Here is a 23076-nt window from a genome sequence, read left to right as displayed (position 1 = left end):
AAGCGGAAGACTGGGGGGTGGCGGCTTATGCCACACCGTCCAAGATCACCTGGGGTGTGCCCAGCGAGCAGCTTTCGATGCGCGCCCGGATGCGGTAGACCTCGCGCAGCATGTCTGCCGTGATCACTTGGTCGCACGGGCCGCTGCGCAGCGCCTGGCCGTTGGCGATCACCAGGGCGTGGTCGCAGTAGCGCAGCGCCTGGTTGATGTCGTGCAGTGCGATGAACACGATCAGCCCCCGTTCCCGTGCCAGCACGCGCATGAAGTCCAGCACCTGGATCTGGCGGTGCAGGTCGAGCGCGCTGGTGGGCTCGTCCATGAGCAGGATCTCGGGGTCGCGCGCCAGAGTCTGGGCAATGGACACCAATTGCCGCTGGCCGCCACTGAGCTCGCCCAGATTGCGAAACGCCAGCTCCGCAATCCCAAGTGACGCAGCAATGGCGCCCACATGCCCCAGCTCTGCATCGGTCACGGCCCAGCCCTGGTGCTGCTGCTTGGCTGCCAGCAAAATGGATTCGCAGACCGTGAGCCGGGCGTTGGCGCTGATGTCCTGCGGCATGTAGCAGATGCCTGCGTGGCCTTTGCGCGAACCCTGCAGCAGTACCTCGCCCGGGCCCTTGAGCATGCCGGCCATGCGCTTGAACAGCGTGGACTTTCCGGCCGCGTTCGGTCCGACCACCGCCACCATTTGCCCGGCATGGAACACCGGCGTGCTGATGTGCTGCAGCGCCGTGCGGCTGCCATAGCGCGCGCCCAGGTCCTGCAGTTGCAATGTCACCATGAGCGCTCCTTGCTGCCCAGGATGAGCGAGATGAAGAAGGGCACGCCGATCAGCGAGGTCACCACGCCGATGGGAAAGATGGCTCCGGGGATCAGCGTCTTGCTGACCACCGAGCTGATCGACAGCAGCAGCGCGCCGGTCATCACCGACGCGGGAAGGAAAAACCGCTGGTCCTCGCCGATCAGCATGCGCGCAATGTGCGGGCCCACCAGACCCACAAAGCCGATGGTGCCCACAAACGCTACCGGGAACGCGGCCAGAAGGCTGATCAGCACCAGCGTTTGCAGCCGCAGGCGCGCCACGTTGATGCCGAAGCTGGCGGCCTTGTCATCGCCCAGGCGCAGGGCCGTCAGTGCCCAGCTGTTGCGCGCAAAGAGGGGCAGCGTGACCACGAGGACCAGGCAGGTCACACCCAGCTTCGGCCAGGTGGCCTTGGTCAGGCTGCCCATGGTCCAGAACACCACGGCCGCCACGGCCTGCTCGGTGGCGAAATACTGCACCAGCGCCAGCAGCGCATTGAAGGTGAACACCAGCGCAATGCCCAGCAGCACGATGGTCTCGGTGGTCACGCCGCGCTTCAGGCTCAGCAGGTGGATCAACCCGGCCGACAGCATCGCCATCACAAAGGCATTCAGCGGTACGACATACCCTGCCACCGTGGGGAAGAGGGCGACGCCGAAGGCCAGGCCGAGCGCGGCGCCAAAGCTGGCCGCCGCCGAGATGCCCAGCGTGAAAGGGCTGGCCAGGGGGTTGTTCAGCGTGGTCTGCATTTGCGCACCGGCCACCGACAGCGCCGCGCCCACCGCCAGCGCCATGAGTGCGGTGGGCAGGCGGATGTCCCACACCACCACGCGCAGTTGCACCGGCACGCTGTCAGGCCACAGCACGGCCTGCACCACGTCCTTCACGCTGTAGCCCACCGGCCCGAGCGCCAGGTCCAGGAGCAGGCTCAAGGTCGTCAGCACGAAAAACCCCAGCAGCAGCCAGCGCTTGCGGCGCACCAGGGCACGGTAGCCAGCGCCCTGGCTTGCATGGGGGGCCATCGCAGTGGCCGTCATGGGGCAGCCTTGGCCGTGGAGGGCGCCGCAGGTGTTGCGCCATCCAGGCTCACGAAGTAGCCGGGCTCATAGGGCACGGGCAGGAAACGCGCATGCATCTCGCGGTAAGTGGCGTCCGGGTCGAGGTCTGTGAACAAGGCCGGGTGGAACCACTTGGCCAGCTGCTGGATGGCCACAAACTCGTACGGGCTGTTGTAGAACTGGTGCCATATGGCGTGGAACCCGCGGTCCTGCGCAGCCCGGGTGCCAGCGTAGGCGGGGCGGCGGGTATAGGTTTCGAGCTTGCGCCGGGCCTCCACCAGGTCCGCGCCGGGGCCTACGCCAATCCAGTGGCCCGACGGTACGTAGGCCTCCCAGTTGGCGCTGGTGACCACGACCTGGTCAGGGTTGGATGCCATCACCTGCTCGGGGTTGAGCTGGCCAAAGGTGCCGGGAATCACACCCTTGGCAACGTTCGTGCCACCCGCCACTTCCACGAATTTGCCAAAATTTTCGTTGCCAAAGCTAAGGCAGCAGTCTTCGGTGTAGCCGCCGATGCGTTCAATGAACACCTTGGGCCGCGCAGGCTGGTGGGCGGCAATGGTATCTGCCACGCGCCGGATCTGCGCCGCGCGGTAGGCGATGAACTCCTCGGCGCGCGCTTCCTTGCCGAGCAGCCGGCCGATCAGGCGCATGGTGGGCTCGGTGTTTTCCATGGGGTGGTGGCGAAAGTCCACATACACCACCGGAATCCCCAGCGCCGCCAGTTTCTCGATGTAGCGCGCGTCATCGGTGGCACGTTGGGCCTCGATGTTCAGCAGGATCACGTCGGGCTTCTGCGCAATGGCCTGTTCGATGTCGAAGGTGCCGTCTTCAAAGCCGCCAAAGGTGGGAATGTCGGCGATGCGCGGAAATTTCCTGGCGTACGCCGAATAGGTGTCGGGGTCGGCCTGGATCAGGTCCTTGCGCCAACCCACGATGCGCTGGATCGGGTTGTCCGTATCGAGTGCGGCCACCAGGTACAGCTGCCTCCCTTCACCCAGGATCACGCGCTGTACAGGCACCTGCACCTGCACGTTGCGCCCCAGCAGGTCGGTCACCGTGACGTGGTGCCTGCCGGAAGGCGGGGGGGATGCAGCGCCTTCGGGGGCTGCGGCCGGAGAAGCCAGAAAAATGCCGGCGGCGATGCCTGCCAGCACAAGGATAAGCAGCGCGATGCGCCAGCGGTGACCCATTGCCATGTCAAAGACTCTTTGTGAATGAAGGGGTGGGGTAGGAAAAGAAGCGACGCGCCTTGTGCCTTGCCGGTCACGGCCCGGCAAGGCTGGCTGCGCCTGGCCGGGCGCGGCTGTGGCGCAGCACGGCGACGATGACCGCGAGGGCGCAGGCATAGGCCCCCGCCACGAGGAAGTAGGTGGTGTGCAAGCCCAGCAGCTGGGTCAGGCCCCCGCCCAGTGCGATGCCGGCCATGGACGAGAACTGGGCGGTGCTCTGCGCCATGCCCAGAATGCGCCCCTGCCGTTGCCCGCTCGTGGCATGCGAAATCTGGGCCATCAGCACCGGCGTGGTGGCGCCCAGCAGCACCCCCCAGGCAAAGTGCAGTGCAATGAAAAAAGCCACGCTGTGGGTGGCCCCCGCCAGCACCGTCAGCAAGGCGCAGGCGGCGGCCACCCAGGCCATGCGGACCAGGGCGTCGGGGCCCTGCAGGCGTTCGAAGTAGCGCGCCCAGAGTGTGGCCGACACGATGAACCCCATGGAAAGAAGCCCGTAGCACAGGCCTACCACCCAGTTGTCCACGGCAAACACCGAGCGGACATACATCGCAAACGGGGTTTGCGTGAGCATGCGGGCCACCAGCAGGATGCCCAACACGGCCAGCAGCCCGGCCACGGGGGACGCAAACCAGGATGGTGGTTGCAACGGCGCTGCGTTGCCTGATGGCGATGGCGGCGATGGGATCGCCGTCACGCCCAGGGCGCTGCCTGCGGCAGGACGGGGCGGCAGCAGTGCGGCTACGGCGGCGGCGCACAGTGCGCACAGCAGTGCGGCGCTGAGGTTGATCCAGAAGAACGTGGCGTGGTCCAGGATGAGTCCGCCCGCCAGTGCCCCCGCCAGCGAGCCCACGTTGGTGGACACCTGCAGGTAGGCAAACAGGCGCCCCCGGACCGCTGGCACCACGGCGCTCACACCGTAGGCCTGTGCTGGTGCCAGATAGCCTGCGCACGCCCCCTGCAGAAAGCGCAGCGCCAGGACCGTCCAGACATCCTGCGTGAAGGCCAGGGCCAGCTGTGTGACTGCGAGGCCCAGGAGCGCACGGACCATCATGGGCTTGTGCCCGAAGCGGTCCCCCACCTTGCCCCAGAACGTGCTGGTGAGCGCCACGCCCAGCATGGGGCCCACATACACGGCAATGCCCGCAAACGCCAGGACGCCGGGCGATGCGTCCAGCGATTGCAGGTGCACAGGCCAGAAAGGCCCGCTCATTTCCATGGCGCCCATGGAAATGAGCTGGATCACGAACAGCGCGTGAACCAGGCGGGGCAGGGCCCCGGAGGCGGCTGGCGTGGGGGCCATCACACCTTCCCGCAGGTCGGGGGCGCGCCCAGCGGGTTGGGCAGCCGGTGCTGCAGGCGGTAGTCTGCGTATTGCTGCAGGTGCATGCGCAACACCGAGCGCGTGGGCCAGGCCGCATGCAGAAACTGTTCGCGTTCCGAGCACCAGAACTGCGGCTCGACGCGCGCCTGCACCGCATCGAAGGCGCCTTCGGTTTCCTCGCGAAGAATCTCCCACAGCCAGGTGGCGGGCAACTGGTACTCGTGTGTGAGCGCCAGGGCCAGTTCATGCAGGTGGCAAACAAAACAGGCGTCCAGCACAAAGGTGCGCACGGGCTCGATGTCGTCCCGGAAGACGGTGGGCAGGATGCCCGGGTGCACATAGGGTTGCAGGGTGTGGCCGCGTGCTTCCAGCAGCGGGGCAAACGTGCGCCCGTCGCCAAAGTCCCGGATCAGCAGGCCCCGGGGGCTGCCATCCTCGGCGCACAGCACGGACGTGTTTTGCTGATGGGCCTCCAGACCGATGCCGTAGAGCAGGTAGATCGCCACCACAGGCCGTGTGACGGCGTGCGCGTACTGCCGAAAATACGCGCCCACCGTTTCGGGCGTGGCGCGGCCCGTGGTGCGTTCGATCAGTTCGGTCACCAGTGGTCGTCCGTCCAGCGGCGAAGCCGTGAAGAAGGTGGCGACCGTGATGGGCAGCAGACCGTCGCCGCGGTCCAGCGCCTGGCGGGCCGCGCGGTAGGCCACCGAGAGGTGTCGCCCCGGGCGGTCCTCCTGGCGGACCGCGTGGCGGTAGTGCAGCGCCACTTCTTCGGGAAAAATTTCAAGGCGACGGTCAAAGCCGTTTTCCTCGGCCAGGATGCGTTCGATCACTGCGCTGATCCGTGGCCCCATGTGGATCGACTTGGCCTGCAGGCTGCGTTGTTCGCTGGTGAGCCACAGCGCCAGGGGCAGCTTGATGAACGGCGTGGCCCCAGGCAGCTGCGGCACCATGGTGCGAAACGACATGGTAGGGCGGGTGTCGATGTCGATGCCGTCGGTGACGAGCACACCCTCGGCTATTTCGTCCGCGTAGGTTTCCTTCACGTAGTGCTCCAGGTGCCACGTGTGAATGGGCAGGGGCAGCCAGTCGTCGGCGTTCTGCCGCCGTGCCCGAAGGCTATCGCTCCAGCGCTGCCACACGTCCGGGAACTGCTGGGAAAACCAGGTGCGGTAGTCCAGCACATGGGGCATGCGCTCCACATAGGCCATGTCGGCCCGCAGCGCGGCGATGCGCACGGGAACGCATGCATTGAATTCCGGTGACAGCTGCGCGACTTCGGCGGGGCTCAGCTGGGGCTTGCTCTTCCAGGTGGGGTAAAAAGGGTGCCCTTCGAGCGAGCCCCACTGCTCCAGCAGCACCGCAGCATCCCGCGCGGTACGGTGGTGGCGCACCCAGTCCACCAGGCCCTTGGAGCCGGTGTCCAAAATGGCTTGCCGCAGTTCTTCGTTCCAGTGGCGGCGGTGGCCGCGTGCCAGTGCGTCATTGGCGACGCTGTTGGCCATGTCGTTCTTCAGCCCGGCGACGCCCTGGGGCGTGGCGGTGAAGTCAAAACAGGGCGCGAGCAGGTCGATGAGCTGGCCGGGGGTGTCGATGGCCGTCTTCTTGCCGCTCGGCTCCACCAGGGTGATCGTGCCGTCGAGCAGGAAAGTGCGGGCGGGTGCGGCCCGCAGCGCGGAGAAATACACCAGGGCATGTTGTTCCCACAGCGGAAACCAGGCCGTATTGCCGTGGGGGGCAAAAACCAGCGACCCGCTGTCGAGAATGCCTTCGGCGAACAGGCAGCGCACCAGGCGCCGCAGCGCGTTGTGCTGCGCGAAAGCCTGTGCGTCTTGTGGCGGAGGGATGGAGTCCGAGTTGGGTTCTGGCCGGGTCAGGGTATGGGTAGAGAGGTGCATGGGAAAACAGGGCAGGGCACGCCCGTCAGGCGGGCCAGGTGGATGGGAAGTAGTCGAGCGCCGAGCCGCGCAGGCCCTGCATGTAGCCCACGTTCCAGTCGAAGATCTCCTGGATGTGGGGCAGTGGCACGTCCAGCCGCCGTCCCATTTCCACCAGCACGGCCAGGCCGTAGGCGACATCCTCCTGGAACGCGCGGCTGTCCTTGTCGATCACATAGCCGGGTTGGCCGGCGGCCTGCACCATCGGGGCTTCGATGGCGTCGTAAGCCTGGTTGGAGCGCAGCACGGACAGCAAGGTGCGGGGGTCGCGTATCTGGTCTCCGTAGGCTTCGACGATCTCCTGGTGCAGGGGTTTGACCGACGACAGGTTGATGCCCAGGCGTTGCTCGGCGGCCTTGCACAGCCGCTGGTTTTCTTCGTCGCTGCGCGCGAGGAAATACGCGCCCAGCTCGGTGCAGTCCGTCCACCAGCAGACGGGGGCAGGAAAGGTGCGTCCGTGCCACTGGCTGTAGGGGCCTGCCAATCCATAGACCACCGAACTGTGCATGATGGGGTTGCCCGGTGTCAGCGTGATTTCGAGGTAGTGGTCGAGCAACTCCACCGGCGCTGCGTACAGGCGCTGCAGCATCCGTTGCAGGGCGGTGCGTGCGCTGGCGCTTTCCCGGGCGTGGGTGCCGACGTGAAGCACCTGCTTGGCGCCCCCCATGCGCACCGAAACACCGGGGTGCAGGTCGTACGCGGTGTGGGGCACGTCCTTCATGCCCCAGATCACGGCGTTGGGCCGTTCTGCCAGGATGTTCTCGGCCAGCCAGTCAAAACCGCAAAAGCCCGGAATGGCCCCCACATACACGGGTTTGTCGCGCGGCAGCGCCTGCACCATGCCGCGCAGCCAGGCGGCACGCACGTGGGCCGGCACGGTGAGGATCACCAGGTCTGCGTGGGCGACCAAGGTGGTATCGTGGCCCACTGCATCCAGCCGCGCCCGCAGCGGGGGGGAGTCCGGCACCAAGGCGGTGAGGCCGCCGGGGCTTTCCTGGTGGTGTGCGATGACGTCCTGCCGTGTTGTGAGCAGGGACACGCGAACGCCGGGCACCTGCTTGAACAACACCGCGTTCAGGTGCCCCGTCCGCCCGCCGCCGCAGACGACGACATTCAGGTCTTGCATGGCACCCACGTTCAGGCCACCTTCAGCCGGTCGTTGGCACGCGGCAGTTCTTCCACCACGTCCTTGGCCAGCCAGCCGTCGAGCTGCGCCCAGACCGTGGGGTCGATGATGTTGCGCTCCTTGAGCCAAGCCTCGTTGAACACGGTGTGCAGGTACTTCTCGCCCCCGTCGGCCACCACCGCCACCACGTTGCCCGCGATCATGCCGCTGTGGATGAACTCCAGGGCCTTGTAGAGCACGCCGCCGGTGGAGCCGCCCACCAGAAGGCCCGTGTGCTGCGCGAAGTAGCGGGCGGTTTCAAAGGCCTGTGCATCGGTCACCTGCACGCCCAGGTCGATGCAGCTGTAGTCCAGCACCAGGCCCACGGTGTCTCCCTTGGGCGTGCCCGTGCCCGACTGGTAGTACGGCCGCCCTGGCTGCCCAAAGATGATGGAGCCCGCAGGCTCGACCGCGATGGTGCGGGTGCGGGGGTTGTGCAGCTTGAGCCCGCGTGCAATGCCCGTCATCGAGCCACCCGTGCCCACGCAGCCCACATACGCGTCCACCGGGCCTCGGACCTGGTCGATCACTTCGCGCACGAAGTCGAAGTAGCCGCCCGCGTTGGCCACGTTGTCCGACTGGTTCATGAACACCGCACCGGGGATCTTGGAGGCCACCTCGGCCGCCAGGCGCTGGCGCTCCACCACGGCCACCTCGTCCTCGCGGTAGTCGCCCTCCACGTAGCGGATCTCCGCACCCAGTGCGCGCATCACGGCGATCTTGTCGGGCGCGGCATGGTGGTCCACCACCGCGATAAAGCGCAGGCCGAACTCGATGGCGGCAATGGCCAGGCCAATGCCGGTGTTGCCTGACGAAGACTCCACCACCACGCCCCCGGGCTGCAAGCGGCCGGAGCGCATCGCCGCGACGATCATGTTGCGCGCCATGCGGTCCTTGATGCTCCCGCCCGGGTTGTTCTTCTCGATCTTGAGCAGCAGCCGCGTTTTCTTCGAAGGGATCGGGATGCCCAGGATGGGCGTGTTTCCGATCAGGTCCGTCACTTTGCTGAGAATCATGTCTTTACTCCGTTCGGTCGTCGTCTGGCGAAAAGGCCATGCCACCGGCCGCAGTGCGGGTGACCACAATGCGGCGGGGCATGGGATGGCGGTGAAACTCGTTTTCCAGCAGGTCCATCTGGTAGCCCGCGGTGTTGGCATACACCAGCAGGTCCCCGGCCTGCGGCACACGTGCAAAACTGATCCAGCGGTGGGTCAGAACATCGTCGTCCAGGCAGCTGTGCCCGGCGATGTAGGCATGGCAAGCCTGTGGCGGCGTGGAGGGCGATCCGCTGCTATCCCCTGGCACCAGCACGGGGTCCACCAGGAACTCGGAGCCGAACCAGGTCTCGCAGGCGCTGAAGCTGCTGCCTTCCACAAAAATCACATACCGCCCGTCGCCCAGGGGTTTCACCCGCGTGGCGCGAAAGACCGAAATGGCGGCCTGGTCCACCAAGCTTCGCCCGGGTTCGATGGCCAGCGTCAGGCCTGCCGCGTGCAGGGCCTGCGCCACGGTCATGCCCTCCGTGCACGCCGAGCACAGCAGTTGCTCCATCCACAGGCAGGCGTCCACGGGTCCGCCATAGGGGTAGAACGATGTGGGCACCTTGCCGCTGCGGTAGTGCGCGCCATCCTGCGCTGCGAGAAAAGCGCTGTAAGCGGCGGTGTCCACATAGCGAATGGGCAGGCCACCGCCGATGTCCAGCATCCGGGCGTTCAGCCCCATCCGGCGGGCTTCGTGCACCCAGGGCAGCAGCTCGCGCACGGCTTGCACACGCGGCTCGACCGCATAGCCCGACAGATGGAAGTGAAAGCCCTCCAGAACCAGGCGTGCCTCTGGGTTGGCCAATCGGGCAAGGCCCGCGCGCAGGTCGCCAGCGTCCATGCCAAAGCGGCTGGTGGCCAATGCCTGCGGCCGGTAGCGCAGCAGCACACGCGCCCGCTGGCCCGCGCCGGTAGACTGCAGGCAGTGATCCAGGTCCTGCAGCTCCTGCAGCGAGTCGATGGAAATGAGGGATGTGTTGTCCAGCAGCAGCTTGTGGAACGCCCGGGTCTTGGCCGGGCCGGTGGCGCACAGCCGCGTGGGGTCTGCGCCAGCACGCAGTGCGTCAGCCGCCTCGTAGAGGCTGGATACGTCCACGCCGATGCCGGCCTGCACGGCCGCGCGGACCAGGGCGGGCGACTTGTTGACCTTGGCCCCGTAAAAAATCTCAAAGGGCATGGGGTGGGACTGCAGCACGGCCACCAGCTTGCGCACGTTGTCCTGCAGCCGTTGCGGCCAGATGAGGTGCAGCGGCGAGCCGTACTGGGCAACCAGGCCCGGCAGCATCGCGGGTGATGCGTGCACCAGTGCTGCCACCGCTTCGTCCATCAGCGGCGGCAGGGTTGGGTACCCCTTGGCTGCAGTGGCCGCAGGCGGGGGCTGCGGCGTTGGCACCGCTGCGGGTACGGGGGGGGCATGCCGGTGCGCCGCCGTAACTTTGTTCATGCCCGCCAAGTCCGCCAACTCACCATGGTGCTGGGCTCGCATGGCGGTGCCTCAGAAATCAACGGTGGCCGACACCACCAGGGAGCGTGGCGCACCCTGCACCAGGCTGCCGTACTGCGACACGCTGGCCCAGTAGGCGCGGTCTGCCACGTTGCGCAGGTTGGCGCGGAACGTCGTGGGCTTGCCGCCGATCTGTGTGCGGTAGCGGGCGCCCATGTCTGCGGTGGTCCACGATGGAATGCCCAGTGTGTTCGCGCGGTCCACATACTGCTTGCCGGTGTGGGTGATGCCCCCGCTCAGCGCCAGGCCGGGTACCCAGGGCAGATCCCATTCCAGTCCCAGGTTGGCCTGCACCGAGGGGACGCCGATGGCTTTCTTGCCCTGCGTGGTCGCGCTGTTGGTCTGACTCAGCACACCCTGCAGCAGCGTCACGCCACCGGTGACGGAGACTCCAGGCACCACTCGGCCGGAGGCGTTCCACTCCACGCCCCGATTGCGCTGCTTGGCATCCACCGCAAACAGGCCGCTGGTCTGCTGGCCGCTGGGCTTGGTGATCTCGAACAGGCTCAGCGAGCTGATCATCCGGCCCCATTCGAACTTGGCGCCGATTTCCTTTTGTTTGGCCTTGTAGGGCGCAAACACCTCACCCGCGTTGGAGGCCGTGGCCGGCGCGATGTCGCCCTTGCTCAGGCCTTCGATGTAGTTGGCGTAAAGCGCCACGTTCTGCCAGGGTTTGACCACCAGGCCCGCCAGCGGCGTCACTGCGCTCTGGTCGTACGACGAAGCGATGGCGCCCGTGGTGGTGTTGAAGTTGTCGGACTCCACACGCTGGCGGCGCACGCCCAGCAGCACCTGCACCCGGTCGTCCAGCATCGACAGGGTATCGGCCAGCGCGATGCTGGACAGCTGCGTGTCGGCCACCCGCGCGACCTGGGCCGGGGCGGCCACGTTCTGCGCCGGGCTGTTCACCGGCGCGTAGATGTTGGACAACACGGTGGTGCCGTTGACGGACCCACGGCCCAGGCGGTCGTGGTAGGTGCTGGCCTGCAGCGTGACCGTGTGGCGGACGCCGCCGGTGGCGAACTTGGTGCGCAGCCCGGCGTCCGCCGTGCTCCGGTCCACCTCGAACTGAAAGCGCTGCGGCAACGTGCTGGTGTCGCCCCGCACATTGAGCAGGGTGGGGTTGCCAAAAAGCCGGTCTACCCGTGTGCGCCCGCCGCCTGCGTTGGCGAACACGGTGGTCTGGTCGTTCAGGTCGTATTCCAGGCGCAGCAGCAGGGAGCGGTCGGTGGTTTCAAACCATTCCCACGGCTGGCTCACGTTGCGCCGGCCATCGGGTGCTGCGGGGACGGCCGTGGCCCCCGCGGCCAGAAACGGCCGGCGCTGTGGCGCATCGACACTTTCCTTTTGCGCGATGGCGTCCACGGTGGCGCGCAGCCGTTCGCCCTGGTAGTCGAGCGCGATCGCTCCCACGTCCGCCTTGCGCGACTGGTTGTCCAGCAGCGTGTCGCCTTGGTGGTGGCTGCCGTTGATGCGCACGCCCCACTGGCGTTCGGGGCCAAACCGGCGGCTCAGGTCGATCTGGCCGCCACCCTGCGCGGAGGGGCCGACGTCGGCGGAGATCCGTGTCAGCGGGGCACTGGTGGCACGCTTGGGCACGATGTTGATGGTGCCGCCCACGCTGCTGGCCGGGGACATGCCAAACAGCAGCGCTGCGGGCCCTTTGACCAGCTCGATGCGCTCCGCGTAGTCGGCCAGCACGCGGTAGTTGGGGGCAATGCCATAGACGCCGTCAAAGGCGATTTCGCCCGAGTTCTGGTCACCCACCGGGAAGCCGCGGATGAAGAACGAGTCCAGCTGGTCGCCGGAGTGGCCCGAGAGCCGGACCGACGAATCGTTCTTCACGATGTCGGCAATGGTGACGGCCTGTTGGTCCTGCACCATCTGCGAGGTGTAGCTGGTGGCGCTGAGCGGTGCGTTCAGGGTGTCGGTGTTGCCCAGCAGCCCCAGCCGGCCGCCGCGCGCCGTGTGTCCGTTGCCGATCGGGGCGGGCAGCCCTGCATCGCTGTCTGCCGTGACCTCGACCTCGGGCAGGGCACGGGGGCGGTCGGCGGCGTCCGGAGAGGCGGTCTGAGCGCCTGCCGGGGCCATGATGCCGGCCGTGACCAGACTGGCGAGCGCCAGGCGTGTGGCGGCTGCGAGGGGGTGAAGGGGGGCCGCACGAGCGGCGTCCAACGAAGAAGAAGGCAGAGAGCCTGGCACGGTCGGTGGCAGCACAGTGGTTCCTTGAGGGGACAGGAGGCTGGCTGGCGACGGCTGGCTGCTTGGGGCGCATGGCAAGGCGCCGTTGGTTAAAAATTATAAACAAGAATTATTCGCATTTGATCGCTTTTTTTGCTTGCACTTGCAACAGGACCGCGCTGCCCACCCTCCGCTGAATCCGTGCCTTGTGGCGTTTACGATAGGCGGCTGCCCTTGTTTGCCGCAGGCGCCCGTTTCCTTCAAGGTGCTGCTGCCGCGCCTGCCATTTCCATGAATTCCTGCATCGACTTCAGTGCCGCGCTGGCCCCGTCAGCGCCCCGCCTTCGCCATGCCTTCCGCGCACCCCGCGCCGTGCTGTTGGCCCGTGACCTGGCCGAGGTGCGCCCCGTTCTGGATGCCGTGCAGGCTGCCGCGCAGGCAGGCGCATGGTGCGTGGGCTACGTGCGCTACGAGGCGGCTCCGGCCTTCGATCCAGCCTTGCAGGTGCATGCCGCCCAGGGGCCGCTGGCCTGGTTTGCCGTCCATGACGAAGCGCTGCCGTGGCCTGGGGATGCCGCGGCCGATGTCGCCCATGTGGCGTGGACCTCGGGCCCCTCGCGCCCGGAATTCGATGCAGCCCTGGACCGCATTCACCAGGCCATCGGCGATGGCGAGCTGTACCAGGTCAACTACACCGCGCCCCTGTCGGGCCCGTTGCTGCAGGGCAGTGCACAGGCCTTGTTCCAGGCTTTGCAGCGGTCGCAACCCGGCGGTTATGCCGCGTTCATCGACACCGGCAACGAACAGGTGCTTTCGGTGTCGCCCGAATTGTTCTTTGACTGGGAAAGCGGTGCCCATGGTGACCCGGCGGGTGGAGCCATCCTGGCGCGCCCCATGAAAGGCACCGCTCCACGGGGCGCCACGCCTGCGCAGGATGTGGCCAACGCTGCGCACCTGCGCTCGTCGCCCAAGGAGCGGGCCGAGAACGTGATGATCGTGGACCTGCTGCGCAACGACATATCCCGCATCGCGCTGCCGCACAGCGTGCGTGTGCCCGCGCTGTTTGCCACCGAGGCCCTGCCCACCGTGTGGCAGATGACGTCCGATGTGGTGGCCCGCACGCGCCCGGGGACTACGCTCACCGAGGTGTTTGCCGCGCTGTTTCCCTGCGGCTCCATCACCGGTGCGCCCAAGGTGCGCGCGATGCAGATGATCCATGCGGTGGAGCCCGCGCCGCGCGGCGTGTACTGCGGTGCCGTGGGCGTGGTGCGGCCCCTGGGTGCCGCCGGGGCGGATGGCCAGCACCGCGTGGCCGCCACCTTCAACGTGCCCATCCGCACCGTGGTGCTGCGCACCGAAGGCGGCCACACCCAGGCCACCTGCGGCATTGGCAGTGGCATCACCTCGGGCGCGCAAGCGGACGCTGAATGGAACGAGTGGCGCCACAAGCGCGCCTTCGTGGAGCGTGCGAGCCAGCCTTTTGACCTGCTGGAAACTTTGGCGCTGGTGGACGGCCAGTGGCGGCATCTGCCCGAACACCTGGCGCGCCTGCAGGCAGCGGCGGTGCATTTTGGCTACCCCTTCGATGGCGAGAAGGTTGAGCAGTGCCTGAGGATGCTGGCCGCCGGGCACGGCACGGGCCCTTGGCGTGTGCGTTTGCTGCTCAATGCCACTGGCGAGCCCCGGGCCGAGGCCTTTGCACTGGCCCCCACGCCCGAGCCCGTGCGCCTGCAGCTGGCGCGCAGCCCACTACCGGAGGCCCATGGCGAATTCGTGCGCCACAAGACCACGCGCCGCGCGCACTACGCGGCCTTTGCGCCCACGGCCGACGGGGTGTTCGACACCGTGTTGTGGAACGAGGCGGGAGAGATCACCGAAAGTACCTTTGGCAATATCGCCCTGCTGCTCGATGGCCGCTGGGTCACGCCGCCGCTGGCCTGTGGCCTGCTGCCCGGCGTGGGCCGCGCGGTGGCGCTGCGCGAGGGGCGTGTGGAGGAGGCCGTGGTGCGGCTGCAGGACCTGCCCCGCGTGCAGGGCTGGGCGTTCATCAACAGCCTGCGTGGCTGGCTGGCGGCAGAGCTGTTGGCCGCAGGCCAGGGCTGAGGCGCCTGGGATTGGGTGCGCAGAATCTGTTTGCTATTAAAAATATAGCTAACAATTGATTTTGGATAAGCGCCAGGGCCGGATTTTTATCAAATCCAGGCCCTTCGCACCGGCCCAGGTTTCTGAAAACCTGTTCCAGCTTTTGCTCAGAGCCGTTCTTTGGCGTACGAGCCCCGGTCCATGTCCACCACTTCCACGCTCAGCTGCACCATCACGCCCTGGGGCTTGGGCGTGCGTTCGCGCAGCACGGCGGCGATGCGTTCGGAGAGCTCCTTCTTGGCCTCGGGCGTGCGGCCCGCGAGCAGGCGCAGTTGCGCATGCACAAAGGCGCGGTTCGCCGGGGCGGTGCCGATCTCGAAGCTGTCGGCCACGATGAAGCGGGTCTTCAGGTCGGCTTCGTCCTGCACCTGGGGGTGGTCGCACAGTGTGGCGTTCAGGGCGGTGAGGGTTTCGGCCTCGGGGTAGTGGGGCAGGTTGGCGGAGTATTCGACGGTGAGGTGGGGCATGGTGATTCCGGTCTTGGGCAGTGCACCAGTTTAAGGGCCCCGACCCCACCCCTTCTGCTGGGTCACCCGCTCTGGTCGTGCTTTTGCAAAAATTCTTCCAATGCCTGCAGCACCTGGCCAGGCGCCTCGATCTGTGGCCAGTGGCCGATGCCGGGCAGCGACACCACGTCGGCATCGGGCACCAGCGTGCGATAGCGCGCCGCCATGTGGGCGCCCGAGTTCGGGTCGGCCGCGCCGTTGATCAGCCGCACCGGCACCACGTGCTGCAGCAGCGGCCCTACCAGGCGGTCCCGCAGGGCCATGCGGTCGATGTAGAAGTGCCCGGTCTTGTGGCTGATGGCGCGGCCGTTGTGGTGGTTGACCAGCGCCCAGAAGTCTTGCAGCAGCGCAGGGGAAGGAAGGGTCTGTGGGCCAAAAAGGCGCGTGATGGTGCGCTCGAACGCTTTTTGGGGAATGCGCGGCGCGATCCAGCGGCCCAAGGGTGATGACAGCAGGTGCTGCAGCATGCGCGGCTGGTACGCCTCGGGGCAGACGCCGCCGTTGAGCAGGGTGAGCGACTGGATGCGTGGCGCCAATGGGTGGGTCTGCCGCCGCGCCAGCATCTCCTGGGCCACGCTCACCCCCAGGTCGTGGGCGACGATGTGCACCTGTTGCACACCCAGCCGGTCCAGCAGCGCCTCCAGCAGGTCTGCATGGTTTTCGATGCCGTAGGTGTGGTCCGCGGGCTTGTCGGAAAAGCCCATGCCCAGCAGGTCCGGCGCGATGAGGCGGTGGCGTGTGGCCAGGGGCGCCCACAGCGGATGCCAGTCGTACGAGCTGGTGGGGTAGCCATGGATGAGCAGCAACACGCTGCCGTGTTGGCCCGCTTGTGCCACGAAAAGGCGATGGCCGCCCAGCGCGACCATGCCGCCCTGGGCCTGCCAGTGCCGCAGCGTGGGCGTCAGGCGGTCCATGCGGTGTGTGCCAGCAGCGCCGTGGCCGTGAGTTGGGTGAGCAGCGTGAAGGCGTGTGCGGCCTGCCGCCACGCCAGCCGCCGGGTCAAGGCGCCCATGCAATAGAGCAGCCGCGCCAACACAAAACCCGCGCAGGCCACCGCCAGCGCCCCGGGCGTTGAACTGTGGAGCGGCGCGTGGGCCAGCAGGAGCAGGCCGAACAGCATCGACTGTTCGAGCGTGTTGCCATGCGTGCGGATGGCCGCAGCCAGATCCTTGTGGCCTCCGTCTCCCCAGGTCTGCCGGTAGCGCATGCGCAGGCGCGACACGTGAAGGGACAGGGCCGTCAACAGCAGCGCCAACGTGACCAAGGTGGTGGCTGCCAAGCTAAAGGTGGACATGGATGAATGGAGTGGTTGTCGGTAAAGAAGCCACAAGCTTAGAAAGCCCGGGCGCCATCGCCAATAGCACCAAAGGGCAGGTGTGTGCGCCCAGCACAGTGGCTTGCACGGGTGGGCGCGTGGGGGTGGGGCACGCCACCGGTGGTGGGTTGGTCAGACCGGCGTGTGGCTTTGCAGAAAGGCCCGGAGCTTCATCGGCGCAATGGGCTTGGGCAGCAGGGGCAGGCCGGCCGCCGTGGCCCGCTGCTGCACGTCGGCCTGGTGGGCATCTGCCGTGACCAGCAGGGCCGGTACGGTGCTGCCCAGTGCCTGGCGCAGGCGTGCGATCGCTTCTACCCCGTCGTCTGCGCCGGGCAGGCGCAGATCCACCACCAGGGCGTCGATGGGATCTGCGGGTGTGTCCGCACGGGGCATCAGCGCCAGAGCGGTCTCCAGATCGCTGGCCTCGACCACAGCGCAGCCCCAGGTTGCCAGCAGCCCGCAGAGCGCCTTGCGTGAATCCGCATCGTCTTCAAGCACCAGAATCCGCCGTCCCGCGAGGTGCGCAGGTGTGGTGGCCTCGGCGGGCTGTGCCTGCAGCGCGGCGGCAGGGGCGGGCTTCGCCAATGGAAGGCGCAGGCTGAAGCAGCTGCCCTGACCGAGGGTGGATTCCACCGCGAGGTCGAGCCCCAGCAAGTCGCTCAGCCGTTTGGCGGTGGCCAGCCCGAGGCCCAGCCCCTGGCTGCGGTTGCGCTGCGGGTTGTCGATCTGGTAGTACTCGTCAAAGATGCGCGGCAACTCGGCAGCCTCCATGCCCACGCCCGAATCGTGCACGCCCACGGTGAGGGCTCCGCCTTCCTGCACAGCGTCAACGCGCACAAACCCTGCGGGCGTATAGCGGATGGCGTTCGACACCAGGTTGGACAACACGCGCGCCAGCAGGGCGCGGTCGCCCCACACGGTGGCCGGGGTGGTAGCAATCTGCAAGTCCAGCCCCCGTTCTCGCGCCACGGCAGCGAAGTTGCCGGTCATTTCATCGAACAAGCCCTGCAGCGCAAAGGCCGTGGGTCGGGGCGTGAGGCTGCGTGCATCCAGCCGCGACAGTTCCAGCAGGCCCTCCACCAGCGCTCCCATGCTACCCACACATTCGGCGATGGCGCCGGACAACTCCTGCACCCTGTCGGGTGTAGTGGCTGTGGGAGCGTGGCGCAGCGTGTGTGTGAGCAGCCCCAGGGCATTGAGGGGCTGGCGCAGGTCGTGGCCGATGGCGGCCAGAAAGCGGGCTTTGGAGGCATGTGCGGCCTCGGCGTCGGCGCGTGCCTGCCGGGTGGCTTCGTTTTCGCGCTGCAAGGCATCGATCAGGGCCAGCTTCTCCTGGCGTTGTGCGCGGGCTTGCGCAAGCGTATGCGCCTGTACCCGGCCGCTGCGCCATACGTACAAGGCCATCAGCACTGAGGCCAGCGCCAGCGCATAGTGCAGAGGCTGGCCCACCAGCACATCGCGCAGGGCCAGCGGGCCGAACACACCGGCGGCATAGGCCGCCAGGGCGGGCAGGTGGTGGGCCAGGTGCGTGACGCTGCCCAGCACCACGGCGGCCAGGCCAATGTGCAAGGCCATCTCGGCCACCACGTTGTGGGGGGCCACCAGCACCCAGCTGCCGGCCCCCCAGGCCAGCGCCTGGGCCAGTGCGCAGGCCACCACCCAGCAGGCCCAGAAGGCGTTGCGGCCTGGCTGCAGCGCCCCCGCACGGCGGTACGCCAGGCCCAGGCCGATGCGCAGACCGCGCACGGCCGCAAACGCGACCAGCCACCAGGCGATGGAAGTTGCAGGCACATCGCGCCAGAACAGCACGCTGAGGAAAAAAGCCTCCACCACCCCCACCAGGGCGGCCATGGGCGCCCCCCGGTACAGCGCATCTAGGGCCTCGGTGTCCACGGCCACGGCTGCGGCTGCAGGTTCGGGCCGTGTCATCGCTGCAGCAGCCCCTGTGCGCGGGCCACCACCAGCAAGTGGGTGCGGTTGCGCGCCTGCAGGGTGTCCAGCAACGCAGTGACGTGGAGCTTGACGGTGCGTTCGGCGATACCCAGTTCCTGTGCGATGCGCTTGTTGGGGTGCCCCAGGGCCACCAGCTGCAACACCTCGCGCTGCCGAGCTGTGGGGGTGAGGGCGGCGCTGGCCTGCGGAGGTGCTGGAGTTTCAAACACCACGCCCCCTTCGGCAATGCGCTGCAGCGCGGCCGCCAGTGCAGGCACGGGCTGTGATTTTCCAAGAAAGCCGCTCGCCCCGGCGCCACGCGCCGCTGCAGCCAGCGCGGGGTCTTCGTCGCCCGATATCAGTACGCGGGCGACGAGTGGGAACTGCGCGGCAAAAAGCCGCAGGCCCTCCAGGCCGGTGTGGGCGCCCAGGCGCTGGTCCAGCAGCACCAGGTCCAGGTCCTGCTCGCCCGCTGCCGCCTGCAGCCCAGCGTCCAGCGTGGGCGCGGTCAGTACCTGCGCCGCCGGCAGCGCCTGGGCAAGCGCGTGTGCGAAGCCCACACAGAACAGGGGGTGGTCGTCCACCAGCAGGAGTTTCATGCCGGGGATTGTGGTGTACGCCGTGGCTTGTTTGACACGGCATCAGGGCCTTGTGCAATTTCTGTTGCCGTACGGCAAGCCGTTTGCTCAGAATCCGGGCGGCCCTGCGCGTTGTGGGGCCCGCGTTGTGTGCCGGTTTGTGTGTTGCTGCCGTGTTGCCAGAAGCCTTCCAGGGCGAAATCCGAAGGGGCCGCTGTGCTCGGGGCCAATATGCAGGCAGGCTGCAGCATTTCCTCACCTGTCTTCAATAAAACCATGAAATACCAAACATTGATTCGACACACCACCGTGGCGGCCCTGGCGCTGTGTGCGGCCACCTGGGCCGGTGCCCAAGGGGCTCACCCGCATTGGGAGTACAAGGGCAAACACGGCGCCACCCACTGGGGGGCGCTGGAGCCAGGCTTCGAGGCCTGCGCGCGCGGTGCGGCGCAGAGCCCCATCGACATTCGCAAGACCGTGAAAGAGGCGTTGCCCGCGCTGGACTTCCAGTACGCGGCCGGTGCCCCCACGCTGGTCAACAACGGGCATACCGTGCAGGTGAACATGCCCGCGGGCAGCAAGCTGGTGGTGGATGGCAAGCCGATGGACCTGCTGCAGTTCCACTTTCACACCCCCAGCGAGGAGGCCATTGGTGGCAAGCATGCGGCCATGGTGGCGCACTTTGTGCACAAGGGCGCGGACGGTGGGCTGGGCGTGGTGGCGGTGCTGCTCCAGACCGGCAAGACCAACGCGGCCTGGGCGCCCATCTTTGCGCACTTGCCGCGTGTGGGTGAGCAGGTGACGGTCGATGGCCTGAGCCTGGATGCCAGCACCCTCTTGCCTGCCAAGAAGGGCTACTACAGCTTTGCCGGCTCATTGACCACGCCGCCCTGTTCTGAGGGGGTTCAGTGGATGGTGCTCAAGGAGCCTGTGAAATTGGGCGCCCAGCAGATCAAGGCGTTTCGCCAGCTCTACAACGCCAACGCGCGGCCGCTGCAGCCGCTCAACGGACGGGTGGTGAAGGAAAGCGCCTGACGGTGCTCAGCCGACCTCCTGGTTTCCAGAGGCCGGCTGAGCCTTCAGGCGATGTGCAGGCCATAGTCAGGCTGTAGCGGCCGCAGGCGCCATGCTGGTGCCTGCGGTTTTTTGTGGGCGAGCCGCCACACAGTCGGCCGCATGGGTTGCCAGCGCGGCCAGCAACTCGTCCACATCGGCCGCCGTGTGGGCGGCCGACAGCGCAATGCGCAACCGGGCCGTGCCCACGGGCACCGTGGGCGGGCGGATGGCCGGCACCCACAGGCCTTGGCGGCACAGGCTTTCCATCACGGCCAGGGCTGCTTCGTTGCTGCCGATCACGAGTGCCTGCACCGCCGTGTGGGACGGCAGCAGGTGCCAGCCCAGTTCCGGGGGCAGCGCGGCCAGGCCTTCGCGCAATTGGGCGATGCGCTGGCGCAGCCCCTCCCGCAGGTCGTCTGCCGCCGCGATCAGCTCCAGGCTTTTGCGCAACGCGCTCGCCAGCAGGGGTGGCGCGGCCGTGGCAAAGATGTAGGTGCGGGTTTTCTGCAGCAGCCATTCAATGATTGCAGCATCTCCCGCTACAAAGGCGCCAGCCACGCCCGCTGCCTTGCCCAGCGTGGCCATGTAGAGCACCCGGCGCGATGCCGTGGCGCCCGTCAGGCCCGCCTGCGCGAGGCTGCCGCGCCCTTGGGGGCCCAGCACGCCAAAACCATGGGCGTCGTCCAGCAGCAGCAGTGCGTCGTGGCGCTCGCACAGTCCCAGCAGTGCCGGGATGTCGATCAGATCGCCATCCATGCTGAAGACGGCATCGCTGACCACCAGCTTGCGCCGGGCGGGGCTGGCGGCGAGCGCAGCCTCCAGGGCTGCCAGGTCGGCATGCGGGTAACGGTGGATGGTGGCGCGCGACAGGCGTGCGCCGTCGATCAGGCAGGCGTGGTTGAGCGCGTCGGAAAACAGCGCATCGTCAGCGCCCACCAGCGCCGGGATGATGCCGGTGTTGGTGGCATAGCCCGCGTAGAAGTACAGCGCACGGGGCAGTTGCACGAAGGTGGCCAGGTCGTGCTCGAGCGCATCGTTGGCGGCGCTGTGGCCGCTGACCAGGGGCGAGCCGCCGGAGCCCACGCCAAAGGTGTGCGTGGCGTCGCGGGCAGCCTCGGCCAGCGCTGGGTGGCTGGCCAAGCCCAGGTAGTCGTTGCTGCAAAAGGCCAGCATGGGCTGGCCGTCCACCAACAGGCGGGCACCCTCGGCGGGCACCACCACGCGGCGGCGGCGCAGCAGGTGCGCGCGCTCGATGTCGGCCAGGTGCCCCGGAATCTCGTCGAGCCAGGATGTGGGGTGGAATTCCTGCGTCATAGCCATTCTCCAGGGAGCTCAAACACCAGGCTGCGCGCATCGGGCAGGTCCTGGTAAGGCACCTCGGCCAGCAGCGGTGCGCCCAGGCGCGCACGCAGGTAGGCGATGTTCTCGTCGGCGGCCTCCATCTCGGGGTCCACACGGTTGGCCACCCAACCGGCCAGGGTGAGGCCGCGCGTGCGAATGGCTTCGGCCGTGAGCAGCGCGTGGTTGAGGCAGCCCAGGCGCAGGCCCACCACCAGCACCACCGGCAGCGCCAGGGCCTGGGCCAGGTCGGCGCCGGTCTGGGTGTTGGTCAGCGGCACATGAAAGCCCCCCGCGCCCTCCACCACCACCGCATCGGCCTGCGCGGCCAGAGCCTGGTAGCTGCGCACGATGGCGGCGATGTCGATCTGCACCCCGGCGCGTTCTGCCGCGATGTGGGGCGAGAGCGGGTCGAGCAGCAGCACGGGGTTGTCCAGCTCGGGTGCGACGGCCAGGGTGGAGGCCGAGCGCAGTGCGATGGCGTCCTCGCTGGCCCAGTCCTCGCCCCAGGGCACCACGCCGGCCGCCACGGGCTTCATGCCGACCACGCGGCGGTGGTGCGGCGCGAGGGCGTGCAGCAGGCCGGTGGACACCAGCGTCTTGCCGACGCCTGTGTCGGTACCGGTGACAAAACATCCAATCATGGGTTCTCCTCCTGCAGGGTGGCGTTCAGTGCGTCGAGCGCACCGCTGGCAAGGCACTGCACGGCCTCTTCATCCAGCGCATAGGGTGGCATGGCATACAACGTATTTCCAATAGGCCGCAGCACCAGCCCACGCGCCATGGCGTGCTGGTGGTAGCGGCGTGCAAAGTCGGGGGCTGCCGTATCAATGTCCCAGGCCCAGATCATCCCCAGACGGCGCGCATGGCGCACGCGCGGATGGTGGGTGAGAGGCGCACAGGCGGCGTCGAGGCGCAGGGCCAGGGTCGCGTTGGCGTTCAGGGCATCGAGCTCGTCGAACAGTTCCAACGTGGCCAGCGCCGCGCGGCAGGCCAGCGGGTTGCCTGTGTACGAGTGCGAATGCAGAAAGCCCCGCGCCACATCGTCGTCGTAGAACGCGGCGTACACCCCATCGGTGGTCAGCACGGCCGACAGGGGCAGCGTGCCGCCCGTGAGTCCTTTGGACAGACAAATGAAATCCGGCCGGACGCCCGCCTGCTGGTGCGCGAACATCGTGCCGGTGCGGCCAAAGCCGACGGCGATCTCGTCCACCACCAGATGCACCTCGTAGCGGCTGCACAGCGCGCGCGCCAGGCGCAGGTATTCGGGGCTGTGCATGGCCATGCCGGCGGCGCACTGCACCAGCGGTTCGACGATGAGTGCGGCCGTGGTTTCGTGGTGCTCGGCCAGCCAGATTTCCAGCGCGGCAATGGCGCGCCGTGCCACATCTTCAGCGTTCTCGCCCGGCCCGGCGCCGCGTGCATCAGGGCTGGGCACGGTGTCGGCCAGGCGCACCAGCGGGGCATAGGCCTCGCGGAAGATGGCGATGTCGGTCACGGCCAGCGCGCCCACCGTCTCGCCGTGGTAGCCCCCAGCCAGGCCCACGAAGCGGCTTTTGGCGGGGCGCCCTGTGTTGCGCCAGTAGTGTGCGCTCATCTTCAGCGCGATCTCGGTGGCCGCCGCGCCGTCGCTGCCGTAGAACGCGTGGCCCAGGCCGGTGAGCGCAGCCAGGCGCTCGGAAAGCTCCACCACCGGCGCGTGCGTGAAGCCCGCGAGCATCACGTGGTCGAGCCGGCCCAACTGGTCCACCAGCGCAGCCTGGATGTGCGGGTGGCTGTGGCCGAACAGGTTGACCCACCAGGAGCTGATGCCATCCAGGTAGCGCCGGCCGTCGGTGCCGTACAGCCACGGGCCCTGCGCGCGGGCGATGGCCACGGGGGGCTGGGCCTCGTGCCGCTTCATCTGCGTGCAGGGGTGCCAGACGCTGGCGAGGCTGCGGGCCACGAGCCCGTCGTGCGTGGGCTGCAT

The 23076-nt window shown here is 67.7% G+C and carries 19 protein-coding genes; 2 read left to right on the top strand and 17 right to left on the bottom strand.

All coding sequences use genetic code 11. The annotated features are described in order from the left end of the window. Window positions 1–25 precede the first annotated feature (25 nt). The 9 genes from ASE39_RS02900 to ASE39_RS02860 form a co-directional block, all read right to left on the bottom strand. Entirely contained in the window at window positions 26–781 is a 756-nt protein-coding gene (locus ASE39_RS02900) for an ABC transporter ATP-binding protein (RefSeq protein ID WP_057270118.1), read from the bottom strand. Beyond that, window positions 775–1839: an iron ABC transporter permease gene (locus ASE39_RS02895; protein ID WP_057270117.1), complete on the bottom strand. Its 1065-nt coding sequence runs from the start codon at window positions 1837–1839 to the stop codon at window positions 775–777. Before ASE39_RS02895 ends, ASE39_RS02900 begins: the two co-directional genes overlap by 7 nt. Further along, on the bottom strand, window positions 1836–3059 hold the full coding sequence (locus ASE39_RS02890; protein WP_057270116.1) for an ABC transporter substrate-binding protein: 1224 nt from the start codon (window positions 3057–3059) through the stop codon (window positions 1836–1838). The genes ASE39_RS02895 and ASE39_RS02890 overlap by 4 nt, the downstream gene beginning before the upstream one ends. A gap of 67 nt (window positions 3060–3126) precedes the next feature. Further along, window positions 3127–4392, bottom strand: a complete 1266-nt coding sequence (locus ASE39_RS02885) for an MFS transporter (RefSeq protein ID WP_057270115.1) — start codon at window positions 4390–4392, stop codon at window positions 3127–3129. Continuing rightward, the gene (locus ASE39_RS02880; protein WP_082615302.1) at window positions 4392–6311 is read right to left on the bottom strand and encodes an IucA/IucC family protein; all 1920 of its coding nucleotides are present in this window, start codon (window positions 6309–6311) and stop codon (window positions 4392–4394) included. Before ASE39_RS02880 ends, ASE39_RS02885 begins: the two co-directional genes overlap by 1 nt. A 25-nt stretch (window positions 6312–6336) precedes the next feature. Continuing rightward, a complete protein-coding gene (locus ASE39_RS02875; protein WP_057270316.1) occupies window positions 6337–7476 on the bottom strand; it encodes an NAD/NADP octopine/nopaline dehydrogenase family protein in 1140 nt (379 codons plus the stop codon). Between the two features lie 11 nt (window positions 7477–7487). Then, a complete protein-coding gene (locus ASE39_RS02870; protein ID WP_057270114.1) occupies window positions 7488–8531 on the bottom strand; it encodes a cysteine synthase family protein in 1044 nt (347 codons plus the stop codon). A gap of 4 nt (window positions 8532–8535) precedes the next feature. Further along, the gene (locus ASE39_RS02865) at window positions 8536–10041 is read right to left on the bottom strand and encodes a Y4yA family PLP-dependent enzyme (protein WP_242421348.1); all 1506 of its coding nucleotides are present in this window, start codon (window positions 10039–10041) and stop codon (window positions 8536–8538) included. A 9-nt stretch (window positions 10042–10050) separates the two neighbouring features. Beyond that, window positions 10051–12276, bottom strand: coding sequence for a TonB-dependent siderophore receptor (locus tag ASE39_RS02860; protein WP_057270113.1), 2226 nt, complete (start codon window positions 12274–12276; stop codon window positions 10051–10053). A 255-nt stretch (window positions 12277–12531) separates the two neighbouring features. Between ASE39_RS02860 and ASE39_RS02855 the strand changes: the two genes are divergently transcribed. Next, window positions 12532–14343: a chorismate-binding protein gene (locus tag ASE39_RS02855; protein ID WP_057270314.1), complete on the top strand. Its 1812-nt coding sequence runs from the start codon at window positions 12532–12534 to the stop codon at window positions 14341–14343. A gap of 146 nt (window positions 14344–14489) precedes the next feature. Here ASE39_RS02855 and ASE39_RS02850 read toward each other — a convergent pair whose 3' ends face one another. The 5 genes from ASE39_RS02850 to ASE39_RS02830 all read right to left on the bottom strand — a co-directional run bounded on the left by ASE39_RS02850 (window position 14490) and on the right by ASE39_RS02830 (window position 18734). After that, window positions 14490–14849: a 5-carboxymethyl-2-hydroxymuconate Delta-isomerase gene (locus ASE39_RS02850; protein ID WP_010463221.1), complete on the bottom strand. Its 360-nt coding sequence runs from the start codon at window positions 14847–14849 to the stop codon at window positions 14490–14492. Between the two features lie 62 nt (window positions 14850–14911). Further along, window positions 14912–15802, bottom strand: coding sequence for an alpha/beta hydrolase (locus ASE39_RS02845; protein WP_057270112.1), 891 nt, complete (start codon window positions 15800–15802; stop codon window positions 14912–14914). Next, window positions 15790–16182, bottom strand: a complete 393-nt coding sequence (locus tag ASE39_RS02840) for an MAPEG family protein (RefSeq protein WP_242421347.1) — start codon at window positions 16180–16182, stop codon at window positions 15790–15792. The genes ASE39_RS02845 and ASE39_RS02840 overlap by 13 nt, the downstream gene beginning before the upstream one ends. A gap of 153 nt (window positions 16183–16335) precedes the next feature. Continuing rightward, window positions 16336–18132, bottom strand: coding sequence for a hybrid sensor histidine kinase/response regulator (locus ASE39_RS02835; RefSeq protein ID WP_057270111.1), 1797 nt, complete (start codon window positions 18130–18132; stop codon window positions 16336–16338). After that, a complete protein-coding gene (locus tag ASE39_RS02830) occupies window positions 18129–18734 on the bottom strand; it encodes a response regulator transcription factor (protein WP_057270110.1) in 606 nt (201 codons plus the stop codon). The genes ASE39_RS02835 and ASE39_RS02830 overlap by 4 nt, the downstream gene beginning before the upstream one ends. 255 nt (window positions 18735–18989) lie before the next feature. Here ASE39_RS02830 and ASE39_RS02825 point away from each other — a divergent pair, with 255 nt between their 5' ends. After that, window positions 18990–19748 (top strand): carbonic anhydrase family protein, encoded by a 759-nt coding sequence (locus tag ASE39_RS02825; RefSeq protein ID WP_010463232.1) that lies wholly within the window; start codon window positions 18990–18992, stop codon window positions 19746–19748. 66 nt (window positions 19749–19814) lie between these two features. On the opposite strand, the gene bioF is transcribed toward ASE39_RS02825, so the two are convergent. From bioF to bioA, 3 genes are read right to left on the bottom strand one after another with little or no spacing between them, the layout of a single operon-like run. Further along, window positions 19815–21083 (bottom strand): 8-amino-7-oxononanoate synthase, encoded by a 1269-nt coding sequence (gene bioF, locus ASE39_RS02820; protein WP_057270109.1) that lies wholly within the window; start codon window positions 21081–21083, stop codon window positions 19815–19817. Beyond that, the gene (bioD, locus tag ASE39_RS02815; protein WP_010463236.1) at window positions 21080–21751 is read right to left on the bottom strand and encodes a dethiobiotin synthase; all 672 of its coding nucleotides are present in this window, start codon (window positions 21749–21751) and stop codon (window positions 21080–21082) included. The genes bioF and bioD overlap by 4 nt, the downstream gene beginning before the upstream one ends. Continuing rightward, window positions 21748–23076 (bottom strand): adenosylmethionine--8-amino-7-oxononanoate transaminase, encoded by a 1329-nt coding sequence (bioA, locus tag ASE39_RS02810; protein WP_057226447.1) that lies wholly within the window; start codon window positions 23074–23076, stop codon window positions 21748–21750. The genes bioD and bioA overlap by 4 nt, the downstream gene beginning before the upstream one ends.

The sequence above is a fragment of the Acidovorax sp. Root267 genome, assembly GCF_001429215.1.
Classification (GTDB): domain Bacteria; phylum Pseudomonadota; class Gammaproteobacteria; order Burkholderiales; family Burkholderiaceae_C; genus Acidovorax; species Acidovorax radicis.
The sequence above is the reverse complement of the archived record's forward strand: the minus strand, read 5'-3'. Positions and strand labels throughout refer to the sequence as shown.